Source organism: Colwellia polaris (genome assembly GCF_002104515.1).
Taxonomy (GTDB): domain Bacteria; phylum Pseudomonadota; class Gammaproteobacteria; order Enterobacterales; family Alteromonadaceae; genus Cognaticolwellia; species Cognaticolwellia polaris.
This window is the reverse complement of the sequence record NZ_NBOE01000002.1, coordinates 114,080-138,512: the sequence shown is the minus strand read 5'-3', so window position 1 is coordinate 138,512 and position 24,433 is coordinate 114,080. Positions and strand designations below refer to the sequence as shown.

Genomic DNA, 24,433 nt, shown 5'->3' with positions numbered 1-24,433 from the left:
TTTAAGTGCTCTTAAATACCATTAATCGCTGCAACAGCTACCGCTGCATTATAAATAATCTGCGTTGCTGTTGACCATAAAGTAAGGTCGTTCATGTACTCAGAATCTAACGGCACTACTATGGTATCGCCTGGTTTAAGTGAAGAATCTGCTGCACCTGCAAACCAATTACTTTGTTCTAGTATTTTAATGCTACCACTGGCTGAGATAACATAAATACGTTCTTCGTCTGCACGTTTTTTAATACCACCGCTTTGCGCGATATAATCTTCTGCTGACATTACGCTACTGTATAAGTGTGATGAGCCTACTTGAACCTGACCAATAACATTAATAGAGTTCTTCTTAGTTGGTACATACAGTACATCGCCACCTTCAAGTAAAACTTCACTGTTATCTGAAGCCATTAAGTGCGGTAAGTCAATAACTAAACGCCCTACTGGCTCTAACTCTGTAATATCTGCAAGTAGTTTTTGAGCATCGTCGTATGATGCTGAAGTACCTTGCTCTGTTAATGATTTTGACGCCATTTCAATACGTAAATCACCCGCAAGTTTTATTAGGTTTTTCTTTTCAAGTACTTTCAGTTTTTCTCGCGTAAATACTGAGCCGTCTGGATGAGCATATTGTGTTAAACCACCCGCTTTAGCGACTAAGTCAGCCAAGGTTTCGCCACGTCGAATAGTGTATTTACCTGGGAATACAAATTCACCACGCAGCTCAACCACATGATTTTCGCTCCACGATGGAATTTTATGTACGTTTAGTCTGTCTTTACTTTGTAAAGCTATATCAAAGCTTTTATCTTCTTTAAGGGCTAAACCTAAGTCTACGTCTAGCGAGATTTTTTCAGCACCTTCAACCGTTAGTTCATTTCGTGTTACTTCTGCACGTGCTAAATAGGCAGACTCATTTACACCGCCCGCGGCTGCCAGTAAATCGCTTACTTTAGCGTTTTTAGCTAATGGGTAAATCCCAGGAAATTTAACTTGTCCATCTACTTCTACCAATTGAATTGGTTGCCCAGAAGCGCCTTGTTGACGAAGTTTTCTTAACACAGGAGCTAACAAGCGAGGTCGAGAAAATAAAGCCATTTCGCGGATATCAACTTGGCCATTAGCGGCATTATTAGTAATTTGCACTAATGATTGATTCATTAAACGCTCTACTTCATCTTCTTCGGCACTGGTTGATGCACGTTGTGTTGAATTTCCGCCGTATTTTTTCCAAAACGCTTCTTCTTTGTGTAACGTTTTAGCTTCTTGACGTTCTTTGGCAAAAAGTTGCTCTTGGGTAAACGCTAACTCGTCTAAAGATATTTTTTCATCAACAGACTTGGTTACATTAGAAAATATTAAAACTTTATCGCTTGGCTGTAGGGTTAAGTTATCAGTTGAATTGTCAGTATGGTCATTTATTGCTTTAGCTAAATTGAATTGTAAAACTTCGATATTTCTAGCGGCATCTTTTTGGCGAATAACTAAGCCGTAACTTAAATCTGCACTTGGTAAAATATGAGAGTCTAAACTGGGTAATAAGTCAGCAATTTTTATATTTTCTTGCCATTGGTATTTACCTGGACGTGAAACGGCACCAATAACAGTAATTGATTTTTCATACATGCCTGAGCTTTTCAATACGCGTATGTAATCACCGCTTTTTAATTTTTGTTTACGTGCTTCTACATTCGTTAAATCAACGTTAACGATGCTGCGTAAGTTTTGTTTGTTGTAACGTTCAACCATAGTTGATTGAGGATATGCTGAAGGTAATAAGCCACCAGCCATTTCTATAACTTGGTTAAAGTTATCACCTTTTTTTAATTCATATATAGCTGGTCTTCTAACTTCGCCTAATATAGAAACACTTTGGCTTTGAGTAGGAATAAAAACTACATCGCCAGATTGCAACAGTATATCGCTTGATGAGTCACCTTTTATTAACAGGTCGTATAGATCAACCGTTTGCACTACTTTACCCGCACGTTTTACTTCAATGTTACGAAGTGAGCCAATATCACTAACACCGCCTGCTGCAAAAATGGCATGCGTTACACTTGAAAGTGAACTTAAGGTGTATGGGCCAGGTTTATAAGCATCGCCCAAAACAAAAATACGCATTGAGCGCAGTTCGGCTAAGCTAACAACAACATTAACACCTATGATGCGTTGTTGAATTTTCTCTGTTAGAAAGCTTTTCATTTCGGCAAAGGCTAAACCCGCAATTTTAATAGGTCCAACATCAGGAATAAGAATATTGCCTTCACGCGTTATAGGTAAATTATATTCTGCGTTTTCTTTACCGTAAATTTGGATTGATAACTGATCACCTACGCCTAAAACATAATGATTAGGAATAGCAATATCCATAGTGGGGGTAAATGTACTTGGAGCATTAGCAAAAACGTCGATACCAAACCTTTCAAGCGGTTTGAATAATTCGGTATCGTTGTCAAAAGTCGTGCTTTCAGCTAAGTCTTGCTCTTCGCCATTGTTTGTTGCAGATTGTCTAGGCATTACCGGTGTTGAAGATAACTGCGTTTGTTGACCCCCGCTAGAAATTTGCCCCATAACAGCGTTTAGATCAACGCCCATGCTTTGCGCTAATGCTTGCTGCTGCGATTTAGGTAAGTTTTTAAATTGCGCTATTTGTTGTTGACTAATTTGTGCAGCAAGTGCATTAAATGAGAGTGTTGAAACAACAAAAAGGCTTGTCAGTAGACGAATAAAATGAATCATTGGCGCGTATTTCTTCCTATATATACGGGGGACAGAACTTAGATTTAAAAGTAAAGCAGCGTGGAGTTTATCAGTAAGTGTACTTTGATTAAAGTAACTTTTTATTAACCTGTTTCGTAAAATAAACTCGCAGATTATCTGCAGGGCTAACCGTGCGAATTAGTTTAATTTTCAGTTTTTTATATAAAGCTATTGTTAAATAGCAGGTCCTTAAATAATCGCCTTTTATCGCGAAGAAAATGTAACAAGTAATATGGTGAAGTACAGGTAACGGATAACTTTGTTTACAATAATTTACTTTAAGTACACATTCTTAATAATTGATATGCGTTCACTACACATTTAAAAACGGTGTTCAACCAATAACTATTAAACCTTCTCATGCAATTGCTGTTAATAATGTCTTGAGTTAATTACCTATTTTATTCAACATTACTTAGGCGTGCGTGGCTACAATATCAACTAACCTAACAAAAATTAGGCAGTTGTACGTCATTAACAAAAGATTAACCTGCCAGACTTGCCTTTCAAGGCTAGCAAAGGTATAAAACGGGCTGATTATTAAAAGTTTGTAATTTTTCTAAACACAATCAACCTGATATTTATGCCTGTTGAAATAAAAACAATTTTAAACCGTGTTTAGTCTTACCTATTGAGGATTTTATATGAGTACCCAGAATTCAGAGGCCTTTTATGGCCATCCGGGCGGGTTGAAAACACTTTTCATTACTGAAATGTGGGAACGCATGAGTTATTACGGCATGCGCGCTTTACTTGTTCTTTTTATGACGGCAACGTTACAAGAAGGCGGTTTAGGAATAACAATTGCTTCAGCAACAGCTATTTATGGTTTATATACCGGTACCGTTTATTTCATGGGCTTACCTGGTGGTTGGATAGCAGACAGACTACTAGGCGGGCAACGTGCTGTTTGGTACGGCGGCATTATTATTATGCTTGGCCACATTGTTCTGGCTATTCCAAATGACAAAACTTTCTTCATCGGTTTAATTTTAGTTATTTTAGGTACAGGTTTATTAAAGCCTAACATTGGCGCTATGGTTGGCCAATTATACAGTGAAAGCGATAAACGCCGTGACAGTGGTTACGCTATTTATTATATGGGCATTAACTTAGGCTCTTTCATTGGTTATTTAATTTGTGGTTATTTAGCTTCTGATTTCGGTTGGCATTATGCTTTTGGTGCTGCTGCAATTGGTATGGCTGCCGGTCTTATTCAATACAAAATGACTGCACCAAAGTTAGAAGGTGTAGGAGCAAAACCTGTTGCACCTTTATCAGCTAAAGGCCAACGTAACAGTTGGACAGTTATTATTGCTGGTTTAGTTTCTATTGCTGTTATTACTGTATTAACGTTTCAAGGCGTTATTGTTATAGACCCTATTGCCTTAGCACAATATGTTGCCATTGCATTTACCCTAATTTTTGTTATTTATTACGCGGTTATTTATTTTTGTAGTGGCTTAACCGGTAATGAAAAGAAAAAGCTTTGGGCGTTGTTATTAATTTGTATTGCCTCAGCATGTTTTTGGTCTGGTTTTGAGCAAGCAGGTTCTTCATTAAACTTATTTGCACGTGACTACACTGACCGCATGATTGGCTCTTTTGAAGTACCAACGGCATGGTTTCAGTTCTCTAACTCAATGTTTATCGTTTTACTTTCGCCTTTCTTTGCTGCCTTTTGGATAAAATTAGGTCAAAGAATGGTAACACCTGCTTACGGCATTAAATGTGCTGCTGGTTTAATTATCATGGCAAGTGGCTTTATTGTTATGTTCTTTGCTGCACAATATGCGGCAAGTGGCTTACAAGTGGCTCCAGGTTGGTTAATTACCACTTACTTCTTACATACGGTTGGTGAGTTATGTTTAAGCCCAATCGCTTTAAGTGCGGTAAGTAAGTTATCGCCTAGAAGATTTGCTGGCCAAATGATGGGTGTATTCGTTCTAACTTATTCTATTGGTAATATTATTTCTGGTTTACTTGCGGGTAACTATGATCCAAATAACGTTGAACAAATACCTGCGTTATATATCCAAATTAGCTTGTTCAGCATTGGTATTGGTATTGTTATTTTGCTAGTTGGTTTAAAGTCTAGATTCTGGGAAGCACTTAAAACAGAAGATGATGAAGTACCAGCTGCGAACACTAACGGTACAACAACTACTGCATAATTTTTTATAACGTATTAGCGTTTAAATTATCAAGATAAATAGCCAACATTGTGTTGGCTATTTTTTTGCCTTAAAAATAATAGTGTGGAGCATTGTTCTATTTAGCTAAAGCTTAATTCAGCTCTACTCTAATACAGTTTTATTGAGTGAAATTATCACGAGTACCACATACCTAAAACTAGGTATTTCAATTTTTGTTGATTTCTTGTAGGTTGGGCTTTAACAGAATTCTTGTATAAACAATAAAACTTAACTCATTAGCTTAACTAAAAATCGTTATTAATTATGCCTACTAGAAACCAAATAAGATCGTTAATCAGAGCAAAGCGAAAAAGCTTAAATGATATTGAGCAGCAACAGCTATCGAGTGAGTTACTCAACCATTTAACCGCAAGAGCTGATGTGCTATCGGCAGAAAACATTGCACTGTATTTAGCCAACGATGGAGAGCTTGACCCACTGCTTTTTATTAAATGGTGTTGGCAAAATAACAAAAACGTATACTTACCTGTGCTACACCCTTTTAGTACTGGCCATTTACTCTTTTTGCATTATCAGCCAAGCAGTATTATGCAAACAAATAAGTACGGTATTTTAGAACCAAAGCTCGATGTGCGCCTGATTAAAAATATTAATGAAATAGATATTATTTTTACACCTTTAGTGGCTTTTGACCAAACAGGAAATCGCTTAGGTATGGGCGGTGGATTTTACGATAGAACGTTATCAACATGGTTCAAAAAATATTGTCTTGAAAATAACAAAAACGGTGAGCAGAAAGGTAAAAATGTTAATGAAAAAATACCATTAAAGCCTTACCCCATTGGCCTAGCACATGATATTCAATTAATAGACGAAGTACCTTCACAGCTTTGGGATATTCCACTACCAGAAATAGTAACGCCAAGTAGACAATATGTGTTTGGCCTTAGCTCAATTTAGATAAATAAAGACTAAGCCAATATTAATACTATTGTTATAATATTTGCGTAATCTTTAGTTTTGAGTTGCCTGCCTTTAGTAAGACAAAAACATAAAGCGGGCCCCTAATAACTAAAAACTGACAGCTAATAACTTTAAACTGATTTTAACAGGCCTATTATGACTCAAGATGAAATGAAAAAAGCAGCAGCAGTAAAAGCGCTAGAATATATTAAAGCAGATACCATTGTTGGCGTAGGAACTGGCTCAACGGTAAATCACTTTATTGATGCGCTTGCTACCATTAAAGAAACTATTGTCGGTGCGGTGTCGAGCTCAGAAGCTTCAACAGAGCGCTTAAAGTCTTACGGCATAGAAGTGTTTGAACTTAACAATATTGACGGTATTGATGTTTATGTTGATGGCGCTGATGAAATTAACCCACATATGCATATGATTAAAGGCGGCGGTGCTGCACTTACTCGTGAAAAAATTGTTGCTGCAGTTGCTAAAACTTTTGTTTGTATTGCTGACGATACTAAACAAGTACCTATATTAGGCCGCTTTCCATTACCTGTTGAAGTTATTCCTATGGCGCGCAGTTATGTTGCGAGAGAATTAGTTAAATTAGGCGGTGATCCTGCTTATCGTCAAGGTGTTATAACCGACAATAGCAATGTTATTCTTGATGTGCATAATCTAGAAATACTCGACCCTAAAGCCCTTGAAAACAGCATTAATGCAATTGCAGGAGTTGTGACTAATGGTTTGTTCGCTAATCGTCCAGCTGATGTATTAATTATCGGCACACAAGACGGTGCAAAAATAATAAAATAACACTTTAGATTTTATGCCCTATATGATAGTTTAGGTATCTAGCCATCTAAACGCTTATTTAATTAAGGTTTAGCACACGTAAATTTTTGATCCAGAGAAGATTAACAACCATGAGCAATAATTCACTAGCGAAAGATAAAATTAAGATATTACTTTTAGAAGGGGTTCATCAAAGCGCCCTTGAAGAGCTTAAAAACAAAGGCTATTCAAATATTGAATATCTTAAAACTTCCCTTTCAGAAGCCGAGCTTATTAAGAAAATTGCTAATGTACACTTTATTGGCATACGCTCTCGCACAGACTTGAATGCAAAAGTACTAAGCCATGCGAAAAAGCTAGTTGCTATTGGTTGTTTTTGTATTGGGACCAACCAAGTCGATAAAGCTGCAGCTCAATCATTAGGTATTCCCGTATTTAACGCACCATTTTCAAATACTCGCTCAGTTGCAGAGTTAGTTTTAGGTGAAACGTTATTGTTGCTGCGCGGTATTCCTGAAAAAAGTGCCCAAGCACATCGTGGCGTTTGGAATAAGTCGGCTGCGGGTTCAGTTGAAGCTAGAGGTAAAACCCTAGGTATTATTGGTTATGGCCATATCGGCATGCAATTAGGCATTCTAGCGGAAACGTTAGGCATGAAAGTTCGCTTTTTCGATATAGAAACTAAGCTCCCTTTAGGTAACGCAAGCCAAGCACCAACAATGACAGCATTATTAAAAGAAGCCGACGTTATAAGCTTGCATGTGCCTGAAACACCTCAAACTAAAAACATGATGGGTACAGCTGAATTTGAAGTGATGAAAGACGGCGTGATATTTATTAATGCATCTCGCGGTACTGTGGTTGATATCGATGCGTTAGCGGATGCTTTAATCAGTAAAAAAGTTGCCGGTGCCGCAATCGATGTATTTCCGATTGAACCTAAGGGTAACGAAGAAGAGTTTGTTAGCCCATTGCGCGCTTTTGACAATGTTATTTTAACGCCTCATATTGGAGGTAGCACTAAAGAAGCACAAGAAAATATTGGTCTTGAAGTAGCAAGTAAACTAGCGAAATATTCAGATAATGGTTCAACCTTGTCTGCGGTTAACTTCCCTGAAGTATCGCTACCTGGTCATGTTGGTACGAGTCGTTTATTACATATTCACCACAACAAGCCAGGCGTATTAACTCAAATTAACCAAATGTTTGCTAAGCACAATATCAACATTGCTGCACAATATTTACAAACGGCTGATCAAATTGGTTATGTAGTTATCGATATTGAAGTTGAAAGCCGCGAATTAGCCCTTAAAGAGTTAAAGCAAATTGAAGCGACTATTAGAGTTAGGTTGTTAAATTAATTTAACCAATAACTAAAAACGAAAAAGCCAAAGAATAACTTCTTTGGCTTTTTTAATTACATTTGAACGCTTTATAAATACTTGATACCAAATGTAATAAGTTATTGACCAATTTTAAGCGAGGATAAATTGTTCAATAATAAGGCGTTTGATTGAGCAATAGCGGGCTATTGGGATTGAAAACAACGCAGTTATTGACGATTTAGACCGCCTTAAAATGATTGATTATTTATTTCAATTGGTATTACTGATACTTTGCTTTTAATAAAAAATAAGCATCATACACGCCCAAGCAGCAATACCTGCCACTATATCGTCAAGCATAATGCCAAAACCGCCATGACAGTTTTTATCGATAAAGGAAATAGGCCAAGGTTTTAAAATATCGAAAAATCGAAATAGAACAAAACCTACTAATAGTGTTTGCCATGTTACTGGCATTAAAAACATGGTGATTAATAAACCTACAATTTCGTCCCATACGATGGCGCCATGATCTGGCACACCAGCATCTTCTGCCGCTTTACCGCAAATATAAATACCAGCGATACTCATAAGGACTAAAAGCGCCAAGTAAACAGTATTACTCAGTGGCGCCATTAATAAAAATAAGGGTACAGCTGCTAACGTTCCAAAAGTGCCTGGTGCTTTCGGTGCTAATCCACTACCAAAACCTAGTGCTAGAAAATGCACGGGATTTAAAAGGCGAAAATTTGCTGTAGATTTTTTCATGTTCAGGTTTTAGTACCGGAGAAATGTTCGAAGCTGTTAGCGTGAATAGAAACAGGCTTACTGTTCAAAGTGGTTGTGATTTTTTCACTTCCGTTAATCTGACCAATGCATGTAATAGTATTACTTGTATTAGCTAAAGCTGTTTCCATACCCACTTTATTGTCTTCAGATACGGTAAACAATAACTCGTAGTCATCGCCACCCGCTAATGTCATTTCATAGGCTTTATCTAATCCAACAGTATCACGCAATGCATTAGAAATAGGTAAATCGTCAAGTACAATATTGGCACCTACTTTAGACGCGGTACAAATATGGCCTAAGTCTGCGATTAAACCGTCGGAAAGATCTATAGCGGAACTTGCATAGCCACGTAGGGCTTGTCCAGCAAGTATTCTAGGGGTTGGAAAGTCTAAACTCCGTTGTACACTTTCTCGATATTCAGGCGCAACATTAACTTCTTTAAATATGTGTTTAAGTGCTAAGGCCGCATCGCCAATTTCACCGGTAACATAGATCCAATCACCCGCTTTTGCACCAGAGCGCTTAAGGTGGGTATTATGAGGTACTAAACCTTGAGCGGTAAGTGTAATGCTTAAAGGGCCTTGTGTGGTATCGCCACCAATTAATTGCACGTTATAAAACTCGCACAATTCAAATGCCCCTTTACAAAATTCTTCAACCCACTTTACATCAACTTCTGGTAATGTAATGGCCAATGAAATCCAAGTAGGCTCAGCGCCCATAGCAGCTAGATCGGATAGGTTTACAGCAATCGACTTATGGCCGATCGCGCGTGCACTTGTTTCATGCGGAAAGTGTACGCCAGCGACCAAGGTGTCGGTAGTAATTGCAATATTCTGACGCTCAGAAGGAGTAACTATTGCACAGTCATCTCCTATGCCAAGCACAACATCCTTGCGTTTAATCATCTGCTCACTAAAGTAGCGTTTGATCAATTCAAACTCTTTCATATTACAACCAGTTTTATACTATTCGTTCGGGCGAACAAGCTTAACGACTTTATCTAACACGCCGTTTACAAATTTATGACTATCGTCAGCCGCAAACGATTTAGCTAGTTCAATCGCTTCATTGATAATGACACGATAAGGTACATCTAAACAGTTTGTTAGCTCATAAACCGCAACACGAAGAACAGCTTTTTCAACATGGTCAACATCATCTAATGGACGATCAACATGTGGGGCTATTTTGTCATCAATACTACCAACGTTGGTTGTTACACCATTAAATAATTGTTGAAAGTATGGGATGTCGAAACGACGAGCGCTGTTATCAGTTAAAAAGTTTAACTCGATTTCAGCAACATTATTTTGGCTTAGCTGCCAAGAATAAACCGCTTGTACTGCCAATTCTCTGGCTTTTCTTCTAGGTGATGGTTTCACAATAGTTTCCTGTTATAACTTATCGAGCACATTAACCATTTCTAATGCACTTAACGCTGCTTCAGCGCCTTTATTACCTACTTTAAGGCCTGCACGGTCAATAGCTTGCTCAATAGTGTCTGTAGTAATAACACCAAATGCCACGGGTAATGTGTACTCCATTGCAACTTGTGCTAAACCTTTATTACATTCGCCTGCAACAAAATCAAAATGCGGTGTGCCACCACGAATAACAGCGCCAATAGCAATTATGCCATCGTAACCGCCTTTAGCAGCGATTTTTTTAGCGGCTACAGGTAACTCATATGCACCTGGAACACGAATAACGGTAATATCGCTTTCTGCAACATTTCCGTGACGTTTAAGTGCATCTACTGCACCTTCAAGTAAACTCTCAACAACAAAACTGTTAAAGCGAGATACTACAATTGCGAATTTCTTACCGGTTGCATCAAAGTTAGCTTCTATGATATTCATTTAAAAATCACCTACTGATAAAATTTTCGGCAATTCTAGCAAATTGCACGCCACTGAGGAACTCGTTTTAACAAATTTATCTAAAATTAAATAATGAACGGCTTTGTTTTACGCTTGGGAGTATCACTTTAATATGAGGTTAACTATTTTATTTGCTCGTGGCACATTAAGTGTCATTTTTGTATCAAAGTGATATATTTGCTTTATGCGAATACTGAATTGAAACTTTATGACTATTTATTTTTCTTCTAACAAAATACCGGCACTACAAGCGTTTAGTTTACATCAACGACAAGCCATTTTAACTTTAGCGCAGGCTAAGCTTTCTGCACCTGAAAAGTTCGTATTAAACATCATTAAACTCGCCTTGCTGATCCCGCCCTTTCTATTTATTGCTAATTTGCAAGGATTAGCGCTAGCAGCATCGGTAGTGATTGTATTAACGGCGTACTTCATACTGCTAAGACCTATCATGCTTCACTTCTCTGTTAAATACCTTGATAAAGCCATCGCTCAATATCAAAAAAGCGAACAATAGTTCGCTTCTTATTTCTAACTTTACTGTAGGAAGTTAACTTTACATGCCTTCTAGCTCTTCTAGATAGGCGTCAATGTTTTCTTCTTCTGCTTGGTCAACTTCAATCGGTGGGTTGCCATCATAAACTTTGAATTGCATATTTTGAAAGTAAGCATTTTTAACAAATTCGTACGGGTCGATAGAATCTTTAATGATACTTTCCTGATCAGCAAGCGATGCTCTGGTTTCTAAACCGATAATACCTGCACGCACTAAGTTAGGCCAAAAGTCTATAATGGCAAGTGGCCAATAATAACTATCAACAAAGTCGCCGACTTCTTCACGTACTGAAGAAGGACCTAAAGCAGGCACCATTAAAAATGGCCCATCGCCAACGCCGTAGCTGCCAAGTACTTCGCCAAACTCTTCTTCTTTGCGGTTCCAACCAAAATCACTTGCTGGGTCGAAAAAACCTAAAAGACCGATAGTAGAGTTTAAAACAAAACGTCCGGTAGATTTAGCGGCTTCAGTAAACTTTGCTTGTAACAAGTGGTTAATGATTGTTGATGGCTCATTTAAGTTTAATGCCATGTTATATACGCCTGCGCGTAAGTCTGTTGGTACGTATTCTACATAACCTTCTGAAGCAGGTTTAAAGACATATTTATCAGCATAGTCCCAGGTAAATGTCCAAAAAGGTCGATTTATTGCTTCGAGTGGATCTTTGGGATCTGATACAGATTTTTCGTTAGAAGGTGTTGATGAACATGCGCTGACAAATATAGAAAATATGATTACAAACAACATTTTCAAATTTAATTTTATCGGCTTTATTATTGTAATCTTTTTTGAACTGTTCACGACAGGTTCCTTGTTATTTAACCAATAGCCATACGCCACGGTTAAGCATAAATTTAAGTTATATCGATTAGTTTATCATGTGAGCTTGAGGAGTTTAATTTAAAAATGTAATTGGCGTTCAAATTTAGCAAAACATCGTAATGCTTTTAATTATTCAGCCACATTTTTTCGATGTACTGCGAGGAGCATTTCTGCTTCTGCTCGTGGTATATCACATTCACGCATAATTTCGGTTATATCGGCACCGAGTTCAACTAATTTTTGTGCACGTGAGTAAAGCTTGTCTTCAGGTTGTTGATGTAAAAGCTGATTTATAGTTTCAAATTGATTAGTAAACTGCTCTTGAGCTACTTTGATACGATGTTCTAGCTGCTTACTGACTTGTTCATTTTCTAATTGCGAGTCATTACATTGTTGTTGAATGGCTTTTAATTGTAATTCACTACTAGCGAGCAAATTTTGCAATTCTATTAATTGTAGATCTTGGCTTTGTATTTGAAGTTTTAATGCTGAGATTTGTTGAGCAAAACGATTTTTAAGTGCCAATAAAAGCATGGCAACAAGCATAACAATGGCAAATGCGATTAAACTGATTAAGTTTGCAGGAATATTTTCCATAGTACTATTGGCTTCGCTAGAAATAAAAGCCCGCTAAGGCAGGCTGATTGGTTATGGTTAGAATTGTTTTAATTCATCCCATTCGTCATCTGAAAGTAGTTTATTTAAATCAACTAAAATAAGCAGTTCACCTTCTCGATTAGATACACCTTGAATAAACTTAGCACTTTCATCGTTACCTACATTGGGTGCCACGTCTATTTCTGAAGCGCGTAAATAAACAACTTCTGCAACGCTATCAACTAAAATACCAATAACTTGGCTGTCAGCTTCAATGATCACAATACGTGTGTTATCTGTAATACCTGCAGATTCAAGCCCAAATCTTGCGCGAGTATCGATAACGGTAACAACATTGCCACGAAGATTAATAATACCCATAACGTATACAGGAGCGCCAGGAACAGGGGCTATTTCTGTATAACGTAACACTTCTTGGACTTGCATTACGTTTATACCATAGGTTTCGCTATCAAGTTTGAACGTTACCCATTGGAGAACTTCATCATTAATATCTACACGTTCACTTGCATTGCGTCTTTCATCAGACATACTGCTGACCTCTTTAAATTTCTATTTAACTAAAGTTCTTATGCTCTAAGTATACTGGCAAGATTAAATTCATCAATTAATCTTGCTTTATATTTGCACCTTTTTCCAATAACTTAATTAAGGAATCAACATCTAACAGTGCACACATACGGTTTTTTACCAGTCCAGCAAGCCATGGACGCTTGTTTGGCGTATCTAACCATTTAACGTCTTCTTGCTTTAACGTTACGGTATCTATCAATTTTTCAGCCGATAAACCCCATTCAGAATTGTTCAGCATAATAATGTATTGATAATTAAGTGCCGATAGCAATGCTTGGTCACATTTCTCAGGCATTACCCAAAGCGCGGTATCAACGACATTAATTTTTTCGTCTCGGTGTAGCATAACGCCTTTAAACCAATCAGGCTTGCCCATCAGTGGCGTGGCTTTATTATTACTATGTATACCACCCAGCTCAACAAGTGGCACTGCAACGATTAAACCAGCAACTTCGAAGAACATGGCTTGAAAATCGCCTTGGCGATAACTTAGCGGTTTGCTTTCTGTGAACCCACCTAAGCTTTTACGGGTTTTAATTTCATCAGCATTTTTGACATTAACATCGACGTTGGGCTCTTTAATCGCCACTTTCGATTTTATACTAGGTGAAATAGTGTCGTTGTGTATTGTGTTAGCGTGCTCTATTTTAACTTGTGGTTCTTCAGCCTTTGATTTTTCAAGTAAGTCTTTATTGCTAGCTTTTGCTGATGATAAAGGTTTAATTTGTACTGTTTCTTCAGCCTCTTGGGCAATTTGCAACAAACTAGCATTATTGAGCAAACTTTCTAATGGTTGTGCTTGTTTTTCTTTTACTGGCAATACTGAGCTTTCTTTAGCTTGAGGCGCAAGTTTTGGCTCTACGTCTTCATTAAGCAATTCTGACAAATAGCTTTGCATTAATTTTTTACTTGCTGCTAAAGATTTTGACATGTGCTTACTTACTCTGTGTAGTTAAGTTAACTAGATAGGTTAATAAATCTCGATACGCGAGAATACCACGAGACTTAGGCGCGAAGTCTGAAGGTACTTTTTGCGCATTACTGGCATTTCGAAAATTGGTATCAATAGGTATTACAGCTGTCCAAACAGCTTCGCCGTATGCTCTTAAGAGTTTTTGATAAGTTAATATAGATGCTTTTGTGCGTTTATCAAACATGGTTGGTACTATGGTATATTTAAACGCTGAGGGTTGCTGCCCTTGCATGATATCTAATGTTTTCATCATCCGGTCTAAACCTTTAAGTGCCAAAAATTCAGTTTGTACTGGCACAATAATTCTATCACTGGCGGCAAGTGCATTTACCATTAACACCCCTAAAACAGGCGGGCAATCAATCAAGACATAATCATATTCATTCTTAATTGCCTGTAATGCTTTCTTTAATACTAACCCCATACCGCCTTTGTTACCCAGTGAACGGTCAAGAGTCGCTAGCCCCATAGTTGCCGGCAATATATCAATATTTTCGTAACTTGAGGGACACATGCTCTGCATAATTTGCTCTTTATTTGCAGCTTGCATAAACAAATCATAAACACTTAACTCTAAGTCTTCAGACTCAATACCAAAATAATAACTTAATGAGGCATGCGGGTCGGTGTCAACAAGCAACACACGGTGCCCTTGTTCTGCTAATAATCCAGCCAAGGCTATCGTGGTGGTAGTTTTGCCTACTCCACCTTTTTGATTTGCAACCGTCCAAACTACCAAGCGTAATTCCTATTATTCATTTTCTTTTTCTTCCGTTGGATTAGTGGCTTCGGTGTTATTAGCTTCCGCTCTTGTTGTTATGCGAATGCCACCATTTTCAAGCCTAATAATGCGAATTTCATCATCTTGCTCAGTAGCAATATTTTTAATGGCTTCAACATCTTTAACGGAAATAGTAGGTGTTGCCAATAAATTAGCTTTTTCGAGGCCGTATTTAGAAATGGCAATGACAACGCGGCGATTTTTTGCCCGTCCAGTGGCTGTGGCATTATCTGCACTTGGGTAATATTGTCCATAACCTTCAATAGCCATTTGAGCAGGATTTAAAGATAGCTTTTCTAATTCTCTTAAAATTGCGGTTGCTCTAAATACCGATAATTCCCAATTAGAGGAGAAAATTTCTGTTTCAATAGCTTGATTATCGGTATATCCGCGTACTCTTATGTAATTACTAGCATCAGCAATAACTTGATAAATAACCAACAATATATCTTTAGCGGCATTGGTGGGTGATGAAGAACCACTAGGAAAAAGTAAGCCACTATTTAATTCTATTTCTAACCAATCGCCATCTATTTGCAATTGCGCATAACCAGACTCAACTAATTCGTATAATGCTTCATGTAGGTCTTTTTCTAAAGACGTTAAGGTAGTACCTACTTGTGCATCTGAGACATTTGATAAAGTAACTTCACCTGTTACAAGTTCAGGGCCAGCGTCCGTTAAAATGCCATTACCGTATAAACGCTTTTTAGTTTTAGCGCTATTTACCGGTAATATGTCATCTCCATGGCCGCGATTTTTGGGTTGCTCTTCATTAGCTTGAAATACTTTACCTATTGATTCTGTGGCGGTTTCAAAAGGTTCTTCGTTGACCATTGCCATGGCATATAGCACAACAAAAAGCGCAAACAATAATGTCATATAATCTGCGTAGGAGACTAACCAGCGCTCAACATTTTCATGCTCAACTAAATGTCGACGAGCTCTTAAACGGTTCATTGTTCTAACCGAAATGCCGACAACTTATTTTCAATGGCATGTGGGTTTTCTGCTAAAGCTATAGCGATTATTCCTTCTGTCATCATTTCACGATACATGGTTTGTTGATGAACAATCGCTTTAATTTTATTCGCAATCGGTAAATATATTAAGTTTGCAAATCCAACACCATAAATGGTGGCAACAAATGCTGTGGCAATACCTTGCCCTAGTAACTCAGGATCAGCTAAATTCGACATGGCATGAATTAAGCCAAGTACCGCACCTAAAATACCTATTGTTGGGCTATAACCTCCCATAGATTCAAAAACGTGTGCAGAGCGTAAATTGTGTTCTCGGTATAAATCTAAATCTAACTCAAGTGAAACCCTTAGGTTTTCAACTTCGGCACCGTCAACCAGTAAATTTAAGCCTTTATTCACAAAAAAATCGTTCTCTTCTTCGGCAATATACTCTAAAGATAAAAAACCAGATTCTCGTGCTTTTTCAGCCCATTCAACAATTGATTCTATACCTTGCTCAACATCATATTTAGGTGGTACAAACAACCATTTTAGTAATGTAATAGCGTGTAAGAATTGAACCTGTGATGACTGCAGCATAACTGCGCCTAGCGTGCCACCAAAAACAATAATAAATGCGGGTAATTCTAATAATGAAGAAATTGAACCGCCATCAATTATAAAGCCCAAATATATCGCCAAAATGGCAATTAACAAGCCTGATATACTTAGTTTATCCATGCTGTATTTCCTTAAGAATTGCAGATGGAAAGCTGTCAATCGCCAGTGAACGTTCTGATATTCCTGCCACGGTAACTGCTTGCGGCATACCATATACCACACAAGACTCTTCATCTTGTGACCAGATAGTAGCACCTTTATTTTTTAACAACCGCGAACCATCACGACCATCGGCACCCATTCCGGTGAGTATTACCCCTAAAACATTACCGCCAAAAACTTTAGCAGCTGAAGCAAAACTAATATCAACACTAGGTTTGAAAGCAATCCGCTCAGAATTATCTTCCAGTATTCTTAATTTTGCTGCATTTTCTGTACCATCAATGATCATTTGCTTACCGCCAGGCGCTAAATAAGCATGTCCAGGTTTTAAAATATCGCCAGAGCTTGCTTCTTTAATCGATATTTTACAGAGTGTATTTAATCGACTAGCAAAAGCTGAGGTGAATGTAGCTGGCATATGTTGGATTAAAATAATAGGTAAGGGAAAATCTTTTGGTAATTGAACGAGTAGCTGCTGTAAAGCCACAGGCCCACCGGTGGAGGTTCCTATAGCTAAAAGCTTATAACTTTTATCTGTTTTTTTATTGACGCTTTCATTAGGATATTTGCCGATATCAGCAGTCGCTTTTGATGTTCTAGCTGAAGTTGTATTATCTGAATTAGCTTTAGCATCAACCGCAGCTCGAGATCGAAAAGTAGAAATTCTGGGTAATGCTGCACCTTTCTTTCTTGCCAGTTGTTTGACACGTTGTCGTAATAAACTTCCTGCATCCTCTGTGGTTTTGGCTATTTCATTGAATTTTTTCGGTAGAAAGTCCAACGCACCGGCATCTAAAGCTTCAAGTGTCGCTTTAGCACCTGAATGCGTTAACGAAGAGAACATAATTATAGCGGTAGGAGCTTGCGCCATTATTTGTTTAACAGCGTCAATGCCGTTTAGTAACGGCATTTCTATATCCATGGTTATTACGTCAGGTTTTAGCGCAATTGCTTTTTTAACTGCTTCTAAACCATTTATAGCAACATCGATAACCTCAAGCTCAGGATCATTATTGAGAATGTCCGTTACTCGGCGTCGAAAAAAACTGGAGTCATCAACCACCAATACTTTAAAAGACATTTACAATCTACTTCCTGTCGCTGTTAACTTAATATTAAAACGTATTATGAACGTAACTTCTTATTCAGTATCGATTTTTTAGAATAATATTTAAGCATGTTAGGTACATCAATAATTAACGCTATACCACCATCGCTGGTAATGGTTGCGCCTGCCATACCCGGTGTACCATGTAATAATCTGTCTAAAGGTTTAATAACAACTTCTTCTTGGCCGATTAAACTGTCAACAACAAAACCAATTTGCTGATTACCTAATTGTACAATTACCACATGACCACGATCTCGAGGCTTTTCAACGTAATCTCGCACTAACCATTGATCAAGATAGAATAGTGGAATCGCTTTCTCACGTACTATTATGGTTAGCTGCCCATCAACGACATTGGTTTTGGTTAAATCAAGGTGGAATATTTCATTCACAGCAGCTAAAGGTAGCGCAAAAGTTTGCTTGCCAATGACAACCATTAATGTCGGTAATATTGCTAATGTTAATGGCACTTTAATTTCTAGTATGGTGCCAACACCCATTTCTGAGTCGATATTAACGGTGCCATTAAGTTGGGTAATTTTGGTTTTTACCACATCCATACCAACGCCACGGCCAGAAACTTCTGAAATTTCAGTTTTAGTTGAAAACCCTGGAGCAAAAATTAAACTAAAAGCTTCTTTATCAGACATTCGTGCGGCTGCATCGACATCTAAAACGCCTCGTTCAATGGCAATTTCTTTTAGTTTATTTGCGTTCATGCCTGCACCATCATCTCGAATAGTGAGGAGAATATGATCACCTTCTTGTGAGGCCGATAATACAACAACACCTTCTCGTGACTTACCTGCCGCAACGCGTTTATCTGGCGATTCAATACCATGATCAACCGAGTTACGTACAAGATGCACTAATGGATCGGCAAGAGCTTCAACCAAATTTTTATCTAAATCGGTTTCTTCACCTTCAAGTATAAGTTTAATTTCTTTATTTAAACTACGTGCTAAATCACGTACTACCCGAGGAAAACGGCCAAAAACCTTTTTAATAGGCTGCATACGCGTTTTCATTACCGCGCCTTGCAAATCAGTTGTTACAGCATCTAAATTAGATACTGCTTTAGTTAAATCTTCGTCTTCTTTGATCAAACCCAGGCTAGTTAAGCGGTTGCGCACTAGCACTAACTCACCAACCATATTCATAATTTGGTCTAATCGCTTAGTGTCTACCCTAACGGTTGTTTCAGCTTGAGCTGGTTTTGCTGGTGCCGATTTTTTGTCACCTGCCTCCGATGCTGATTGAACGACAGGCTTTACTTCAGCTTTAGCTTCAGGACTTTTCGGGGCAGGTACATTTGCCGCTGGTGGTGTTATTGGTTTTTCGACCGGACTTTCAGCGGCCGCTGCTGCAGGCTTGGGGCCTTGTCCTTTACCATGGAGTTCGTCTAGCAAAGACTCAAACTCGGCATCATTTATTTCGTCGGGTGAAGTAGCTTTTGGCGCCGGACTTGGGGCGCTAACATCTGAAGAAAATGAACCTCTGCCATGAAGCTCATCTAATAAAGATTCAAATTCGTCATCCGAAATATCATTACTATTTGATACTGGGGCTTTAGGCGCTACAGGGGCACTTGGAGTTGGTGAACCACCACCATGAAGCTCGTCTAATAAACGCTCAAATTCATCTTCTGACATTTCGTCATTTGAAGCCGTTGGTTCAGCTGGTGCAGCTGGGGCTTCATTAGCAACTTCAACAACAGGTGGGGCTTGTTCATCTTGAGTTTCAGGTTGAGATAATCGGTGTAATTCGGTAATAAGAACAGGATTCGGTTTTGATAACGTTTCTTTATTTTGCACTTGGGCAAATTGTTCATTAATGGTATCTAATGCTTGTAAGATCACATCCATTAACGCTGAAGTAACCGCTCGCTGTTGGTTTCTTAAGGTATCGAAAACATTTTCAGCACCATGGCAAGTTTCTACCAACTCAGTAAGTGATAAAAATCCGGCGCCGCCTTTTACCGTATGAAAGCCCCTAAAAATAGCGTTAAGTAGCTCGGCATTATTTGGATCATTTTCAAGCTCAACTAATTGCTCCGACAAGGTTTCAAGTATTTCTCCAGCTTCAATTAAAAAATCCTGTAGAATTTCCTCATCTTGTTCAAATGACATTTGATAACTCCTGTTAAAAACCTAAACTTGATAATAAATCATCAACGTCGTCTTGACCTGAAACAACATCTTGGCGATTTTCGCTGTTAATAATTGGGCCTTCAACTAAATTTTCACCTACTTTAGGAAGCTGGTCAGATTTATTTTTTTCTGAGGACATACCAAAAGCGGTTAACATATAAATTAAGCTTTCTTCAACCTCGCGTACCAAATCAATTACTTTTCGAATAACTTGGCCTGTAAGATCTTGAAAGTCTTGTGCCATTAAAACATCTGTCATTAAGCGATGAATTTTACTGCTTTCTTTTTCAGTTGTTTTCAATAAAACATCAATATCTTGGCATAAAGCTTTAAATTCAACGACATCAAGATCATTGTGCATTAATTTTTGCCACAACGGATTAACCGTACTAATTTGCTTTTGAATACCATCAACCACCGGAAATATTGCTTCAACGGCGTCCATAGTTTTATTAGCAGCTTCTTCGGTATGACTAATAACAAAATTTAATCTTTCTTTAGCATCAGGAATATCTGCTGTCGCTAAGTCATTTAAACGTTCATCAATTTGAAAGTTATTCAAAGAGTCATGTAATTGGCGGGTTAACTTACCTATTTCTTCGAATAGTTCAGAATTAATTGGGCTTTGAATTTCTGCTATTAATTCATTCGCTTTAGTTTGTTGATCAGACTCAATGTATTCAACCAATAACTTTGCTTGCTCTAAAGAAATATGGACATTAGTTTTTGTACTCATAAAACAGCCTTGCTTAACAAAAATTGATAATTAACCAAGACGTTCGAATATTTTGTCAAGCTTGGTATTTAACGTTGCTGCCGTAAATGGTTTTACAATATAGCCGTTAACACCGGCTTGCGCCGCCATGATAATTTGTTCTTTCTTAGCTTCAGCTGTTACCATTAATACCGGTATGTGAGATAAATTACTGTCTGCTCTAATGGCTTTAAGTAAATCAATACCTTGCATGCCAGGCATATTCCAGTCTGTAACAACAAAGTCAAAGTTACCATCTTTAAGCATCGGCAGTGCTGTGTTGCCGTCGTCTGCTTCTGAAATATTGGTGAAGCCTAAGTCACGCAACAAGTTTTTGATTATTCGTCTCATTGTTGAAAAATCATCAACAACAAGTACTTTCATATTTTTATCCAAGGCACCCTCCGGTGAGAACATTTAAATTTCTACGTTTCTATTATTATAGTTAACTATTCTACTTAACTTTGCCAAGATTGCATACGTGCTTTTAATCGATGCATCGCTTGACTGTGTATTTGGCTAACCCGAGATTCACTCACGTCAAGAACTTGCCCTATTTCTCTAAGGTTAAGCTCTTCATCATAATACAATGACAGTACTAAAGCTTCTCGTTCGGGTAAAGAGGAAATACATTCAGCTAATGACTTTTTGAAAAAGCTCTGTTCAATATTAGCATAGGGTTCATCTGGCTGCTGACTATGAGCAACTTCAATAACATCTTCACTCACACCTAAATCATCAATACCGAGTATTTTACCTGCACTGACTTCGTTTAAAATTTGATGGTATTCATTAATTGAAAGTTCTAACTTTTCAGCGACTTCATAGTCGCTCACATCGCGACCGTGCTCAGCTTCTAAGTTTTTTATTGCTTCGCTGATCATACGGCTATTTTTATGCACTGAACGAGGCACCCAGTCACCGCGTCGAATCTCATCTAACATAGCACCACGAATGCGAATGCCAGCGAAAGTTTCAAAGCTGGCACCTTTGGTATTGTCAAAATTGTTTGATGCTTCAAGTAGGCCTATCATGCCCGATTGGATAAGGTCATCCACAATTACACTAGCGGGTAATCGGGCAAGTAAATGATAAGCGATACGCTTTACAAGCACCGTGTGTTGTTCTAACAAAGCCGATTTATCAACACTATAAGTATGTAGTTTTCCCACTATAGCTCACTTTTTTGGTTGTTAGTGTTCTAGCAATTGCTCGATAAAAAACTCTAAATGTCCTGAAGCCTCTTTGGGTACTGGCCAGCTGATAATATTTTTGGCAAGAGATTTAAAGCCAATAGATGCAGGGGAGTCAGGATATGCTTCAACAATTGCTTGTTGTTTTCTCACTGATTTTCGAATATTTTCATCAAAGGGTACTACGGCAACAAGCTCTAAAGTTACATCTAAAAATCTATCGGTAACTTTTGAAAGCTTGGCAAATAAGTTTTGGCCTTCTTTGGCACTGCGCACCATATTCGCCACCACTTTGAATTTGAATAAACCGTGATCGCGACTTAACAGCTTCATAAGTGCATAACAGTCTGTAATTGAAGTAGGTTCGTCACATACAACCAATAATACGTCTTGAGATGCTCGACAAAAACTCAAAACCATATCGGAGATACCAGCGGCTGTATCAACAATTAAAATATCAAATTTGGTTTGCATATCGCTAAAGGCACGTATTAGCCCAGCATGTTCAGCAGGCGTTAAATCTACCATAGATTGTGTGCCCGATGTTGCAGGAATTATATTGATACCACCTGGACCTTGGATAATAATATCGTCCAGTTCACATTCGCCCGATAATACGTGAGACAAGTTTCGTTGCACCCGTAGGCCTAGCATAACGTCAACATTCGCTAGACCTAAATCGGCATCTAGCACCAGTACGCGCTTGCCTAGTTTAGCTAAGGAAATAGCAGTATTTAATGAGACATTGGTTTTGCCAACGCCGCCTTTACCACCTGAAACTGCTATGACTTTAATTTGTTGGGGATCTTGCATTTTTCTTAAGCCGCTCGCTTGATCTATCATCTAAGTAATTTCTCTATATAATACCAATTGACGTAAATATTCAATCAGTATACTTGCTCTGCCAATTTAAAGGCGACTACACTGCAACGGCTGTTACGGGTGTGCGCCAAGAAACAGCATTTGAGCTTTGAGACTTATTTGCCATTCTATCTGCAAGCGTAACTAATTTCTCAGCATTTGCAACCTTAATATCTTCTGGAACTCTTTGTCCATCAGTAAGATAGCCAATAGCTAATCCGTTTTGTAGTGAGGTAGTGATAATTTCACCTGCACTAAGACTTTCATCTAGTTTAGTATAGATGCAACCGGCAAGAGGGATACGTTTAAAACGTTCAACATTTTCTTGCATAACACGTTGTTGTGTATTGGCTGCTAACACTAAGTAATTGCGAATTCTAACACGCGCATTAGAAATTAAGGTAGTCAAATGCTCGGTTAGGCGCATATCTCTTTGCCCCATGCCTGCGGTATCTATTAATATGAGTTTCTTTTGCGAAAACTGTTGTAACAAGGTGTCTAGTTCATCGCCATCATTAGCAAGTTTTACTTGGCAGCCAATAATGCGACCGTAGGTGGCCAGTTGTTCAAATCCAGCAATGCGGTAACTGTCAGTTGAAATTAATACCACTTGATCAGCACCATGTGCTTGTGCAAAACGAGCCGCTAACTTTGCAATGGTTGTTGTTTTGCCAACACCGGTAGGACCGACAAGAGAAACTACACCACCGCGCTGAATTATATCGTTATTCGTCGTATTTAATTGTTCCGCTATAATATGTTTTGCTTGTTGCCATGCGTCTTTTTCTTCACTATTAGCAGGAATATAACCCGCAATTTGATCTGCTACTTGTTCATTTAAACCCATCGCCATTAATTTATTAACGAGTACCGCGCGCATTGGATCTTTTTGTGCCATGTCTTGCCACATTAATCCAGACATTTGATGCTCTAATAACTGGCGAATAGACGACATTTCTTTTTGCATGTTTTCAAACTCACTGCCACTTATTTGACGTTCGCTAGGAGCAGGTTTGTTTTCAAAACCATTATTTAAGTTTGCTGAATGATTAATATTAGCTTGTTGTTGACTAGGGTAGTCGTTGCTAGGTTCAACAGCTGAACTTTGCTCTAATCGAGAAGTGAAGTTTTTAAACTGTTGCTCAATATCTTGTTCAGCAACTTGTTCTGCGGTATTAGGTTTTACAGCTGAATGCGTGGTCACGTTAGCGGCTGAATTTTCTATATTGCTATTAAACGCCCGTGTGGCAGGGGCTTTATCATAGCCATTTTGCTGAACTTGTCTGCTTAATAACGCAGCTAAACTATCAACAGGTACATTTGAGGTTTGCTCCGCAGCTTGTGGGGCGCTGCTGATGGCGACAGTGTCTTCAGCTATATCAACCCGGCTCGCTGGTTGGCTATTATTGAATGCGTTAGGCTCTGGGCTTGCAGGGCTATTTTCTTGTTTCGGCTCGGCAGGTTTAATATTTTGGTTATAATCTACCGCAGCCATTAATTCGACACCTTCAGCAATCTTTTTATTTGACATAATGACTGCATCTACACCTAACTCGTCTTTAATTTGCGCGAGTGCAGTTCTCATATCTTTTGCTACATAACGTCTAATTTTCATCGCCAACCCTT

24 protein-coding genes are annotated in these 24,433 nt (G+C 38.3%); 5 read left to right on the top strand and 19 right to left on the bottom strand.

What is annotated here, in order from left to right:
* Positions 1-11: 11 nt before the first annotated feature.
* On the bottom strand, positions 12-2,738 hold the full coding sequence (locus tag B6A32_RS05095; protein ID WP_085301669.1) for an SLBB domain-containing protein: 2,727 nt from the start codon (positions 2,736-2,738) through the stop codon (positions 12-14).
* 665 nt (positions 2,739-3,403) lie between these two features.
* On the opposite strand from B6A32_RS05095, the gene B6A32_RS05090 reads away from it, so the two are divergent.
* From B6A32_RS05090 to serA, 4 genes are all read left to right on the top strand, one after another.
* Positions 3,404-4,933 carry a peptide MFS transporter gene (locus B6A32_RS05090; RefSeq protein WP_085301668.1) on the top strand — a complete coding sequence of 510 codons (1,530 nt, stop codon included), beginning with the start codon at positions 3,404-3,406 and terminating at the stop codon, positions 4,931-4,933.
* Positions 4,934-5,218: 285 nt separating this feature from the next.
* Positions 5,219-5,875 (top strand): 5-formyltetrahydrofolate cyclo-ligase, encoded by a 657-nt coding sequence (locus tag B6A32_RS05085; RefSeq protein WP_085301667.1) that lies wholly within the window; start codon positions 5,219-5,221, stop codon positions 5,873-5,875.
* 159 nt (positions 5,876-6,034) lie between these two features.
* Positions 6,035-6,691, top strand: coding sequence for a ribose-5-phosphate isomerase RpiA (rpiA, locus tag B6A32_RS05080; protein WP_085301666.1), 657 nt, complete (start codon positions 6,035-6,037; stop codon positions 6,689-6,691).
* A gap of 110 nt (positions 6,692-6,801) precedes the next feature.
* Positions 6,802-8,031 (top strand): phosphoglycerate dehydrogenase, encoded by a 1,230-nt coding sequence (gene serA / locus B6A32_RS05075; protein ID WP_085301665.1) that lies wholly within the window; start codon positions 6,802-6,804, stop codon positions 8,029-8,031.
* A 261-nt stretch (positions 8,032-8,292) separates the two neighbouring features.
* Here the strand turns inward: serA and B6A32_RS05070 are convergent, their stop codons facing one another.
* The 4 genes from B6A32_RS05070 to ribH are packed head-to-tail and all read right to left on the bottom strand — an operon-like array spanning position 8,293 to position 10,649.
* Positions 8,293-8,763, bottom strand: coding sequence for a phosphatidylglycerophosphatase A family protein (locus B6A32_RS05070; protein ID WP_085301664.1), 471 nt, complete (start codon positions 8,761-8,763; stop codon positions 8,293-8,295).
* 2 nt (positions 8,764-8,765) lie between these two features.
* Entirely contained in the window at positions 8,766-9,737 is a 972-nt protein-coding gene (gene thiL / locus B6A32_RS05065) for a thiamine-phosphate kinase (protein WP_085301663.1), read from the bottom strand.
* 18 nt (positions 9,738-9,755) lie between these two features.
* Entirely contained in the window at positions 9,756-10,172 is a 417-nt protein-coding gene (nusB, locus tag B6A32_RS05060; protein WP_085301662.1) for a transcription antitermination factor NusB, read from the bottom strand.
* A gap of 12 nt (positions 10,173-10,184) precedes the next feature.
* Positions 10,185-10,649 (bottom strand): 6,7-dimethyl-8-ribityllumazine synthase, encoded by a 465-nt coding sequence (gene ribH, locus B6A32_RS05055; RefSeq protein WP_085301661.1) that lies wholly within the window; start codon positions 10,647-10,649, stop codon positions 10,185-10,187.
* A 229-nt stretch (positions 10,650-10,878) separates the two neighbouring features.
* Here ribH and B6A32_RS05050 point away from each other — a divergent pair, with 229 nt between their 5' ends.
* Positions 10,879-11,187 carry a DUF6170 family protein gene (locus tag B6A32_RS05050; RefSeq protein ID WP_085301660.1) on the top strand — a complete coding sequence of 103 codons (309 nt, stop codon included), beginning with the start codon at positions 10,879-10,881 and terminating at the stop codon, positions 11,185-11,187.
* 39 nt (positions 11,188-11,226) lie between these two features.
* Here the strand turns inward: B6A32_RS05050 and B6A32_RS05045 are convergent, their stop codons facing one another.
* The 14 genes from B6A32_RS05045 to flhF form a co-directional block, all read right to left on the bottom strand.
* Complete coding sequence (locus tag B6A32_RS05045) at positions 11,227-12,027, bottom strand: MlaA family lipoprotein (protein WP_233131324.1); 801 nt, start codon at positions 12,025-12,027, stop codon at positions 11,227-11,229.
* Between the two features lie 150 nt (positions 12,028-12,177).
* Positions 12,178-12,645, bottom strand: a complete 468-nt coding sequence (locus B6A32_RS05040) for a DUF2802 domain-containing protein (protein ID WP_085301659.1) — start codon at positions 12,643-12,645, stop codon at positions 12,178-12,180.
* A 57-nt stretch (positions 12,646-12,702) separates the two neighbouring features.
* Positions 12,703-13,197, bottom strand: a complete 495-nt coding sequence (locus B6A32_RS05035) for a chemotaxis protein CheW (protein WP_085301658.1) — start codon at positions 13,195-13,197, stop codon at positions 12,703-12,705.
* A gap of 76 nt (positions 13,198-13,273) precedes the next feature.
* Positions 13,274-14,170, bottom strand: a complete 897-nt coding sequence (locus B6A32_RS05030; protein ID WP_085301657.1) for a chemotaxis protein CheW — start codon at positions 14,168-14,170, stop codon at positions 13,274-13,276.
* Positions 14,171-14,174: 4 nt separating this feature from the next.
* On the bottom strand, positions 14,175-14,951 hold the full coding sequence (locus tag B6A32_RS05025) for a ParA family protein (RefSeq protein ID WP_085301656.1): 777 nt from the start codon (positions 14,949-14,951) through the stop codon (positions 14,175-14,177).
* 12 nt (positions 14,952-14,963) lie between these two features.
* Positions 14,964-15,953 carry a flagellar motor protein MotB gene (locus B6A32_RS05020; protein ID WP_085301655.1) on the bottom strand — a complete coding sequence of 330 codons (990 nt, stop codon included), beginning with the start codon at positions 15,951-15,953 and terminating at the stop codon, positions 14,964-14,966.
* Entirely contained in the window at positions 15,950-16,696 is a 747-nt protein-coding gene (locus B6A32_RS05015) for a flagellar motor protein (RefSeq protein ID WP_085301654.1), read from the bottom strand. Before B6A32_RS05015 ends, B6A32_RS05020 begins: the two co-directional genes overlap by 4 nt.
* Complete coding sequence (locus B6A32_RS05010; RefSeq protein WP_085301653.1) at positions 16,689-17,819, bottom strand: protein-glutamate methylesterase/protein-glutamine glutaminase; 1,131 nt, start codon at positions 17,817-17,819, stop codon at positions 16,689-16,691. Before B6A32_RS05010 ends, B6A32_RS05015 begins: the two co-directional genes overlap by 8 nt.
* Before the next feature lie 44 nt (positions 17,820-17,863).
* Positions 17,864-19,978: a chemotaxis protein CheA gene (locus B6A32_RS05005; RefSeq protein ID WP_085301652.1), complete on the bottom strand. Its 2,115-nt coding sequence runs from the start codon at positions 19,976-19,978 to the stop codon at positions 17,864-17,866.
* 13 nt (positions 19,979-19,991) lie between these two features.
* Positions 19,992-20,735, bottom strand: a complete 744-nt coding sequence (locus B6A32_RS05000) for a protein phosphatase CheZ (RefSeq protein ID WP_085301651.1) — start codon at positions 20,733-20,735, stop codon at positions 19,992-19,994.
* A gap of 30 nt (positions 20,736-20,765) precedes the next feature.
* On the bottom strand, positions 20,766-21,149 hold the full coding sequence (gene cheY / locus B6A32_RS04995) for a chemotaxis response regulator CheY (RefSeq protein ID WP_081148717.1): 384 nt from the start codon (positions 21,147-21,149) through the stop codon (positions 20,766-20,768).
* Between the two features lie 62 nt (positions 21,150-21,211).
* Positions 21,212-21,928: an RNA polymerase sigma factor FliA gene (locus B6A32_RS04990; RefSeq protein WP_408607661.1), complete on the bottom strand. Its 717-nt coding sequence runs from the start codon at positions 21,926-21,928 to the stop codon at positions 21,212-21,214.
* A gap of 18 nt (positions 21,929-21,946) precedes the next feature.
* Positions 21,947-22,789, bottom strand: coding sequence for a MinD/ParA family protein (locus B6A32_RS04985; RefSeq protein ID WP_085301649.1), 843 nt, complete (start codon positions 22,787-22,789; stop codon positions 21,947-21,949).
* Positions 22,790-22,865: 76 nt separating this feature from the next.
* The gene (flhF, locus tag B6A32_RS04980; protein ID WP_085301648.1) at positions 22,866-24,422 is read right to left on the bottom strand and encodes a flagellar biosynthesis protein FlhF; all 1,557 of its coding nucleotides are present in this window, start codon (positions 24,420-24,422) and stop codon (positions 22,866-22,868) included.
* Positions 24,423-24,433: the final 11 nt, after the last annotated feature.